Genomic DNA, 9177 nt, shown 5'->3' with positions numbered 1-9177 from the left:
ATCGGCTCGATACTCTTGCGGTCACCGGGACCAATAAGCCCGGACACGTAAAGAGGGCACATCTGTCGCCGCTTCTTGTGTCCGAGCTTCTCCAGAAATGGCTGCAAAAATGCCGAAAGCTCCGTATCCCAATCTGCCATGTCGCGCCCCCAAAGGAAGAGAGCACAAATCATCTCAAACCAGCCTTGCCCGAATCTGCCAAAGTAGTGCTAGTTCCCGGCCTATTTTGTCTAATGGCGTGCCGAGCAGCAATCAGCTCGACCTAGTGGACACTGGCAATCAACGTCGGATCAGTGTTGGATGTAGTCAGATGATCATAGACTCCCGCACCGACCCGGATGATCACGACCCACATCGCGATCGATACGCAGAATACACCGATCAGGTTGCGAAAGCGTGGCGTCATTTGAGCCTCCCAGGTGACATGCAGCCATCATCGGCAAAAGGTCTTTGGGCCTCGTGAAGAAAAACGGTTAAAGACTCGATAAGTTCGAAATTTGGAAAATAGACGCAGTCAGTGACAGCATGCCGCAATCGTGAGGTCGGCGAGGACCGGGTCTGCTGGCATGAATCCTGCGGCAGATTAGCAACAGTCAGATCTAACTGCGGCGAACTCGGTTAATGTTACGTAGTCAGCATTAAATCGATGTATTACTGGTTTACCCCTGTATAGGGGAGAATAAGGGTGCTTAACTGGTTTCAGCGATACTGGGTCCGCCGCGACGAGTATGAATCAATGCGAGCTTCGCTTGAGACCCAGATCACCTTGCTGGAGGCTGCACTCGTCAAGTATGAGAGCCAGCTCAATGCGCCGAGTGATGTGGCAAATGTTAGCTTCGGGCTTTTGGAAAGGTTGAAATCCAAAAACCGTGGGGCTTGAGTAGTCGAAGTGATTACCCGGCAGCCGATATCACCCTGTCGTGCAGAAAACACAGTGCGTCCCGCAAAGAACAAACACGATTTTGACCCTATCCGCGCGCCATCGTCAGTTGGGGTGCATTCGAAGATCGGTCACGACAGCGTCCATAAGATCAGTGCGATGATAATCGCCCACATTACGAGCGAGGTGAGAAGAACCAACAAATAATTGCGAAAGCGCTTTGTCATGAACGCATATTAGACGGATCGCCGCCATGGTTCACGCGCTCTTAAAGGTGACAGTTAGTCACCTTCATAGAGATGACCCGAATTTGTGTCCCGATTTTGGAACCGCCCCGAATTGACACACCGGTCCTGTGGATTACGCTGACTGATATTGGACGGCTTGCAGCACCTCGATATTTGAATAGCTTGAGATTAAACGTGAGCGACGTTCGAAGGCCTGTGATGCGGGCTAGGAGCAGGCGGACCTGCCAGTCGGTTTTCAAGGAAGGAAGGTATGAAGTATCTGCTTATGATCGTGGCTTTGTGCGCGATCCCGACGGAATGCTTTTCGCAACAACACCGAAATCTCGACATCGGTCCGAATGGTTCCGGTGGCTACTCTGGAACCTATGGGCGCCAGAATTTCGAAATACAGCCCAATCAGCCCGTACGCAGACAGGATCGCCGTTTTTCGTCACCGCCCGCCGTTGTGTTGCCTGACGAGGGCGTGACTGGAAGAACATACAAGAGATGTTACGTCACCGGTAATGGGAATAGAATTTGCCGATAAAGTTCTTGCTTTACTCCATACAAACGAATGCTTAATTCGGTAGTATCGGTTCATCAGGCATCTCGAATGCCGGTAGGGATAAGTCGCGATGCGTGTTGTACTTTTAATAGTTTTTGGCTTGGCGGCATGTGGATCGGCTTTAGCTGAGGTCAAATCCTCGATGCGCATCGCGACCGAGGCGGAAATCCGAATGGTGTTGCGCGGAACCAGTGAGCTCAAAGCAAGCAAAAATGGTTGGGAGTACCGGCAAGGTTCGCGTGTCGGTTACAAGATCTCCAACGGACAGATGTGCGTTTTCCAATCGGGTCGCCAGTCCTGCTTCACAATGTATTATGACGGCAAACGGCTAGAGATGATGGATAAGCGCGGCAATCGCGAATTTTTAAACTGAAGGTCTGCACGTCCATAAGCGACCGGTAAATTCGACACCATCGCGAGCTGTTCAATTGGAACGGCCGCGGACCGCAAAGGCGATGAGCATAGCCGCATGGTCGAGGAACAAGTCCTTTCATCGTTGGCGCAGGTCTTCCTCGTTGATTGGCGCGCCAACTCTTCAGGCATTTTCAATTTGGATGACGTACTGGCCTTTGTTGGCCGTAAGCTCGATCTGGATCGACCTCTCTCAAGTGATGAGCGGCATATTATCAAAAACTACCTCAATCTAAATGCTCATGCCGAGCCAACGATGGATGAAATCCGATGGCGCTAATTGGCACGGACGGAACTTCGCAATGAGCATCCTGTTCTGCTTGTCACTGTAAAACCGGTTCTTCGGAAGGTGGAGTTAAAACGAGGTCGGACTCTCAGCAGATCTTCTCGCTATCTTATGCGATTATTTTTGCTTTAAGGCCAATCGCATACGATAGTAGTTCTGGGCGTCGATAGTTGCTTTGGCGTCACACTGCTTTGAGCCAGCAGCCAAGCTCGCCACGTCCGAAACAGGTCTTGAGAGTATGATAGGCGCCTCTCGAGTGTAGGCTCTGCCTGGTAGCGCTCGCCAGTTGGCAAAAAACACACCGATCTCGTCGCCCATCGCATCGAAATAGCTGACAACGATACAGACCTGGTCGTCATCAGATGAATCCTCGTTGCGGAGGGTAATCCGGGTCGTAATCGTACTGGAGACGGAATCTGCGCGATACGCGATCTGATAAAACTGCTGCCGTTTCCAATCCCACCGATCGCTGATGATATCGCAATACCCGTTTTGGACAGGCCTACAATCGGCGATGTTTCGCACGCGCCAGACATAATTCTTCCAGCCGTCGACTTCGGCAGCCGGGTTGTGGTCACTCGAAAGTAGACCGAGAGCGATCGATAGCTCCTTGAGTGTCGGCATCGCGATCCGTCAACCTTACATTGCTCGGTGTTCTTGCGCTTTAATCGAAGCGCGAAACTTTCAATCTTCGTTCTGTCTCCGGCAGCTGTGGCAGCTTCTCCGGGTAAGGCCGTTCTGGATCGACAAGCCGCCATTCACGTTCAAGCTTGTCAAAATATATTTCTCCGCAACGCATCATCCATCGTAAGCTCCTTCAGACGCAGTACCGATAAGCACACGGATCGACTTTTTTCACAACACGGTTCGGTGATTAAGATTAGCGGAGAAGGTTAAGTATAGAGGTACCCGGTTGCTTGAACTAACGACTTCCGGTCACAGCTCTCCGGTACTGTGATCCATATCGCTTTTCTGATTTTTGTAATGGTCGACGCAAATCGAGGTTGCTTCGCCCGTCAGCCAAGCGCGGACCGTATGTGTCATGAGCTGATGGCGCTAAACGCTGGGATATCAGCGATTAGGCTGATCTAGGTGTTTGGTCCCGTCCTTGATCGTTCTGACCATGCGTTCAGCCTGCCCATTGGTCCATGGATGATAAGGCTTGGTCTGACGGTGCTCGATATCATTTGCTGAGCATACAGCGCCGAAGATGTGATCGACGAAACCACGTTCTGCCCGCCTGTCATGCTGCACGAACTGGACGCCGTTATCGGTGAGAACTGTGTGGATTTTGTAGGGTACCGTTTTGACCAAAGCCTTGAGGAAGCCGGCTGCTACAAGCTTTGTCGCCTTGCGATAGATTCTGGCGACGACGATCTTTGAAGTGCGATCGACCGCGACAAAGAGGAAGGCCTTGCCGCCCTCATATCGCAATTCTGCAATATCGATATGGAAATAGCCGATTTCGTAGGATTTGAACCGCTTGGGCTTTTCACGATCCGGCTTAGGAAGACGGGAGATACCGTGGCGCTGCAGGCAGCGATGAAGGCTTGAACGGGACAGATGTGGGATCACATCTTTCAGAGCAATATAGACGTCATCCAGTGGCAACCGAGCCTGCACTCTCAATGAAACAATCGCGGCCTCTTCAAGTGCCGACAAGACCGTACTTCTGCGCTCTTTGGGACCCATTGCGTCATCCTCGACGCCTGGCCGAGATCGCCATTTCCTCACCGTTTTTTCGTTGATGCCGTACCCCCGCGCGAGCCCCGCGGTTGAAGCTTTCGATCGCTGTAACTCTGCTCGAATGGCGTGCGTGGTCTTGGCGCTGCCGTTAAGAAATTGGCCCATAGAGTGTCCCTCTGTGATCGCGACAATGATACGCCATCACACTGTGGGACTAAACACCTAGCGGGGTCAGCGCGTTTTCGGTCTGACCGACGGAACGGCATCTGTTGTTCCGAGCCTCCAGGCTTCGGCGGACGAATGGTGCTGTCCGGCATGCCAGCCACGATGAATTGAAGCCTCGTAATTGAAAGGTGTGGCAGCCCCTCGACGCCGGAGAATGGTGGTTGAGGCGATGCAGTAGCTTATGCGCACGTTTGAAAATTTCACCAATCGCATGATCCTCGATCTGCGTATTTACAGTGGCAACGCCTGTGAATGTTTGACCTGCGCGAGCGCAAAACTCGACTCGATCGAGGCAACGCCGTCGAGCCGGGTCAACTTCTGCTTCAGAAACATCTCGAAGGATTCAAGATCTTTGGCGACCACGCGTAGAAGATAGTCTCGCTGACCAGTCATCAGATAGCATTCGACAATTTCCGGCCACTTTGCCACCGCGGTCTGAAACCGATCGAGCTCCTCTTCTCTCTGCCGCTCGAGCTTGATGGAAATGAACACGGATATCGGCAAGCCCACTTTTGCCTGGTCGACAACCGCTACGTAACCCTTTATCACGCCCGCTTCGCGCAGCGACCTGACCCGTCGTGCACAAGGCGACTGCGATAGGCCGACAAATTCGGCGAGCTTGTCGGTCGTCGTATGCGCATCCTTCTGGAGTGCCGCCAAAATTTTTCGGTCAATTTCGTCGATTTCCTGTTTTGGCAAAATTCCCTCCAAATTTTCCACAGCACGCACAGTTTGAGCTAAAATTGAATCCTAGCCCTACCCCATTTAGCCACAAACCCTTCCGTGTCTCTGCTAATTTTTGCGCGTCACGACGGGGAGGTCAACATGACATCGAGGCTCGCATATCTTGAGCAGCTGGAACGGAAGGTTCTTTGGCTTGCAACATGGATGATTCACAATGCCAATCATGTCCGCGAAAATGACGGCGGGCTGAAAGTCGGGGGGCATCAGGCATCGTCCGCATCACTTTCAACTGTGATGACGGCGCTCTACCTCGCGGCGTTGCGACCCGAAGACCGCGTGGCAGTCAAACCGCATGCAAGCCCGGTCTTTCACGCAATCCAGTACCTGTTCGGCAACCAGACGCTCGACAAGCTGGAAAACTTTCGGGCATGGAAGGGCGCTCAATCCTATCCGTCTCGTACCAAAGATGTCGACGACGTCGATTTCTCGACCGGATCCGTCGGACTCGGCGCCGCTCAGACTGTCTTCGCCTCGCTTGTGCAGGATTATCTCCACGCGAAGCGCCTCGCCAGAGGGCGGCCGGCAGGAAAGATGGTGGCACTTGTCGGCGACGCCGAAATGGACGAGGGCAATATTTTTGAAGCGTTGCTTGAAGGCTGGAAACAGGGGCTTCGCAACACCTGGTGGGTGGTCGACTATAATCGGCAGAGCCTCGACGCCGTCGTCCGTGAGGGTCTTTGGGAGCGCTTCGAGGCAATATTCCGAAATTTCGGGTGGGATGTCGTCGTTTTAAAACATGGCAGCCTGCAGGAGGCGGCGTTCCGGGAGGAAGGCGGCGCCGCGCTGCGCAACTGGATCGATGCGTGCCCGAACCAACTCTATTCGGCGTTGACGTTTCAGGGAGGTGCCGCCTGGCGAAAACGTCTCCTTGAGGACCTCGGTGACCAGGGCTCTGTGACCAAGCTGATCGAGTGGCGATCCGACGCAGAGCTCGCCGCCCTCATGACAAACCTCGGTGGACACGATCTTCCGCAGCTCCTTGAGGCGTTCGAGGAGGCGAGGGGACATGATCGTCCGGTCTGCTTTATCGCCTACACGATCAAAGGATATGGCCTCCCGCTCGCCGGCCATAAAGACAATCATGCCGGCCTGATGACGCCAACGCAGGTCGAAACCTTGCGAACATCGATGAACGTCCGTCAGGGGCACGAATGGGAGGCTTTTGAAGGGCTCACAATCGCACCGGGCGATCTTTCGAAATTCCTCCGCGATGCGCCGTTCAACGCCGCCGGGCGGCGGCGATATTCCGCATCGAAGGTCGCAGTCCCAGCCCGACTGGACGTGGCGATCCAGCCCTCGATGTCGACGCAGCAGGGGTTCGGCCTGCTTCTGCACGAGCTCGGCAAATCAACGAGCGAACTCGCGGGCCGGATCGTCACGACATCCCCCGATGTGACCGTCTCTACCAATCTTGGCGCCTGGGTCAACCGGCGAGGGCTGTTTGCGCGCGACGAGATGTCTGACCTGTTCCGGAAGGAGAAAATTCCCTCCACATTCAATTGGGATTTTTCACCTGCCGGCCAGCACTTCGAACTCGGTATTGCCGAGATGAACCTTTTCCTAAACCTCTCCGCGCTTGGCCTGTCCCATTCACTGTTCGGCGAAAGACTGCTGCCGATCGGCACGCTCTACGATCCGTTCATCGAACGGGGGCTCGATGCGCTGAACTATGCCTGTTACCAGGATGCGCGGTTTATCATCGTCGCCACGCCCTCCGGTATCACCCTGGCTCCAGAGGGCGGCGCTCATCAGTCGATCGCAACGCCGTTGATCGGCATGGCTCAGGACGGTCTTGCGAGTTTCGAGCCCGCATTCGTGGATGAGCTTGCGACGATGCTACGTTTTTCGTTCGACTATATGCAACGCTCCGGTGATGCCGGCCCGGACAAGGTAACCTGGCTGCGTGACGCCGTCGGTGGTTCGGTCTATCTGCGGCTCTCGACGCGCTCTGTCGACCAGCCGAAACGCGAGATATCGGACGAACTTGCGCAGGACATCGTCAATGGCGGCTATTGGATGCGCAAGCCGGGGCCGAACGCCCAGATCGTCGTCGCCTATACCGGCGTCGTCGCACCCGAGGCAATCGAGGCGGTCGGTCTGATGGCGGGAGATCGTCGCGATATCGGTCTGTTAGCCGTGACCTCCGCGGACCGGTTGAACGCAGGCTGGACTGCAGCGCAGCGCGCCCGAGAGCATGGGTTGGCGCATGCCCGTTCGCATGTGGAAAGACTTCTCTCTGATTTGCCATCCCATTGCGGCCTGATCACTGTCGTTGATGGGCATCCGGCGACCCTGGCTTGGCTCGGGTCTGTGCATGGCCATAGGACGCGCTCACTCGGCGTCGAGCATTTCGGCCAGACCGGGACGATCGCGGATCTTTACCGGCACTATGGAATAGACGCACAGGGAATCCTGTCGGCCGCCCAGGGTCTAACCATCGGCAAGCCGCTTCGACACCTGAGGTCGATTTGATGGAATCGATGTTGGGATTCGAGAGACGGCGGGCGGAGGCTCGGCTCGGCGGGGGCAAGAAGCGTATCGAAGCGCAGCATGCCAAGGGCAAGCTGACCGCCCGCGAGCGCATCGAACTTCTGCTGGACGAAGGTTCGTTCGAAGAATTCGACATGTATGTCACCCACCGCGCGGTGGATTTCGGCATGGCCGAACAGAAGGTCGCCGGCGATGGCGTGGTGACCGGCTGGGGTACGATCAACGGCCGTCAGGTTTATGTGTTCTCCCAGGATTTCACGGTTCTCGGCGGTTCGCTGTCGGAAACCCATGCGCAAAAAATCTGCAAGATCATGGATATGGCGGTGCGTGTCGGCGCGCCGGTGATCGGCCTGAACGACTCAGGCGGCGCCCGCATCCAGGAAGGTGTGGCCTCGCTTGCAGGTTACGCGGAAGTCTTCCGCCGTAACGCGGAAGCCTCCGGCGTCATCCCGCAGATTTCCGTCATCATGGGTCCCTGCGCCGGTGGCGCGGTCTATTCGCCGGCGATGACCGATTTCATCTTCATGGTGCGCGACAGTTCCTACATGTTCGTCACCGGCCCGGATGTGGTGAAGACGGTGACTAACGAGATCGTCACGGCGGAAGAACTCGGCGGTGCGCGTACCCACACCCAAAAATCCTCCGTCGCAGACGCGGCTTTCGAAAACGATATCGAGGCGCTGGAAGCGGTCCGCCAGCTTTTCGATTTCCTGCCGCTCAACAACCGCGAGAAGGTTCCGGCCCGTCCTTTCCATGACGATCCGGCTCGCCTCGAAAACCGCCTCGACAGCCTGATCCCCGACAGCCCGACCAAGCCCTACGACATGAGGGAGCTGATTTACGCAATTGCCGACGAGGGCGATTTCTTCGAGATTCAGGAGGCTTTTGCGAAGAACATCATCACCGGTTTCATCAGGCTGGAGGGCCAGACGGTTGGCGTCGTCGCCAACCAGCCGATGGTGCTGGCCGGCTGCCTCGATATCGACTCATCGCGTAAGGCTGCCCGTTTCGTGCGTTTTTGCGATGCCTTCTCCATCCCGATCCTGACCTTGGTCGACGTGCCGGGTTTCCTGCCCGGCGTGGCGCAGGAATATGGTGGCGTCATCAAGCACGGCGCCAAGCTGCTCTTCGCCTATTCGGAAGCGACCGTGCCGATGGTGACGCTGATCACTCGAAAAGCCTATGGGGGCGCCTATGACGTGATGGCGTCCAAACATATCGGCGCCGATTTCAATTATGCCTGGCCGACGGCCGAGATTGCCGTCATGGGTGCCAAGGGCGCCACCGAAATCATCTACCGTTCGGAACTTGGCGACCCGGAAAAGATTGCCGCACGCACCAGGGAATACGAAGAGCGTTTCGCCACCCCGTTCGTGGCCGCCGAACGCGGCTTCATCGACGAAGTGATCATGCCGCATTCCTCCCGCCGCCGCATCGCCCGCGCTTTCGCCTCCCTGCGCAACAAGCAGGTGACCACGCATTGGAAGAAACACGACGCGATTCCGCTTTAGTGCGGGTGATGGAGCGCCCAAATTCATGTTCAAGAAAATCCTCATTGCCAATCGCGGCGAGATCGCCTGCCGGGTCATCAAGACGGCGCGGAAGATGGGCATCAAGACGGTGGCGGTCTATTCCGATGCCGATGCGCAGGCGCTGCATGTGC

Annotated in this window: 7 protein-coding genes and 2 pseudogenes; 5 read left to right on the top strand and 4 right to left on the bottom strand. The window is 55.8% G+C overall.

Annotated features, from left to right (window positions below; translation table 11 throughout):
• Positions 1-140: pseudogene (locus tag KX729_RS34900) on the bottom strand (IS701 family transposase); the annotation flags it as partial.
• 1602 nt (positions 141-1742) lie between these two features.
• Between KX729_RS34900 and KX729_RS33025 the strand changes: the two are divergent.
• Complete coding sequence (locus tag KX729_RS33025; protein ID WP_219746655.1) at positions 1743-2045, top strand: hypothetical protein; 303 nt, start codon at positions 1743-1745, stop codon at positions 2043-2045.
• Positions 2046-2141: 96 nt separating this feature from the next.
• Positions 2142-2363, top strand: coding sequence for a hypothetical protein (locus KX729_RS33020; RefSeq protein WP_219746654.1), 222 nt, complete (start codon positions 2142-2144; stop codon positions 2361-2363).
• Between the two features lie 123 nt (positions 2364-2486).
• Here the strand turns inward: KX729_RS33020 and KX729_RS33015 are convergent, their stop codons facing one another.
• The 3 genes and pseudogenes from KX729_RS33015 to KX729_RS33005 all read right to left on the bottom strand — a co-directional run bounded on the left by KX729_RS33015 (position 2487) and on the right by KX729_RS33005 (position 4979).
• Positions 2487-2993 (bottom strand): hypothetical protein, encoded by a 507-nt coding sequence (locus KX729_RS33015; RefSeq protein WP_219746653.1) that lies wholly within the window; start codon positions 2991-2993, stop codon positions 2487-2489.
• Positions 2994-3467: 474 nt separating this feature from the next.
• Positions 3468-4220: pseudogene (locus KX729_RS33010) on the bottom strand (DDE-type integrase/transposase/recombinase); the annotation flags it as partial.
• Positions 4221-4511: 291 nt separating this feature from the next.
• Entirely contained in the window at positions 4512-4979 is a 468-nt protein-coding gene (locus KX729_RS33005) for an Lrp/AsnC family transcriptional regulator (protein ID WP_219746652.1), read from the bottom strand.
• A 126-nt stretch (positions 4980-5105) separates the two neighbouring features.
• Between KX729_RS33005 and KX729_RS33000 the strand changes: the two genes are divergently transcribed.
• From KX729_RS33000 to KX729_RS32990, 3 genes are all read left to right on the top strand, one after another.
• Complete coding sequence (locus KX729_RS33000; RefSeq protein ID WP_219746651.1) at positions 5106-7496, top strand: thiamine pyrophosphate-binding protein; 2391 nt, start codon at positions 5106-5108, stop codon at positions 7494-7496.
• Positions 7496-9025 (top strand): acyl-CoA carboxylase subunit beta, encoded by a 1530-nt coding sequence (locus KX729_RS32995; RefSeq protein ID WP_219746650.1) that lies wholly within the window; start codon positions 7496-7498, stop codon positions 9023-9025. Before KX729_RS33000 ends, KX729_RS32995 begins: the two co-directional genes overlap by 1 nt.
• A 25-nt stretch (positions 9026-9050) precedes the next feature.
• A partial coding sequence (locus tag KX729_RS32990; protein WP_219746610.1) for a biotin carboxylase N-terminal domain-containing protein occupies positions 9051-9177 on the top strand: 127 nt, incomplete at its 3' end.

Origin of the sequence: Neorhizobium populisoli, from assembly GCF_019430945.1 — a bacterium.
GTDB lineage: Bacteria > Pseudomonadota > Alphaproteobacteria > Rhizobiales > Rhizobiaceae > Neorhizobium > Neorhizobium populisoli.
The sequence above is the reverse complement of the archived record's forward strand: the minus strand, read 5'-3'. Positions and strand labels throughout refer to the sequence as shown.

What these genes read in the sequence shown, in the direction of transcription:
- KX729_RS33025 (WP_219746655.1), top strand. Translation starts at nt 1,743, where the DNA reads ATGCGTGTTGTACTTTTAATAGTTTTTGGCTTGGCGGCATGTGGATCG.
- KX729_RS33020 (WP_219746654.1), top strand. Translation starts at nt 2,142, where the DNA reads ATGGTCGAGGAACAAGTCCTTTCATCGTTGGCGCAGGTCTTCCTCGTT.
- KX729_RS33015 (WP_219746653.1), bottom strand. Translation starts at nt 2,993, where the DNA reads ATGCCGACACTCAAGGAGCTATCGATCGCTCTCGGTCTACTTTCGAGT.
- KX729_RS33000 (WP_219746651.1), top strand. Translation starts at nt 5,106, where the DNA reads ATGACATCGAGGCTCGCATATCTTGAGCAGCTGGAACGGAAGGTTCTT.
- KX729_RS32995 (WP_219746650.1), top strand. Translation starts at nt 7,496, where the DNA reads ATGGAATCGATGTTGGGATTCGAGAGACGGCGGGCGGAGGCTCGGCTC.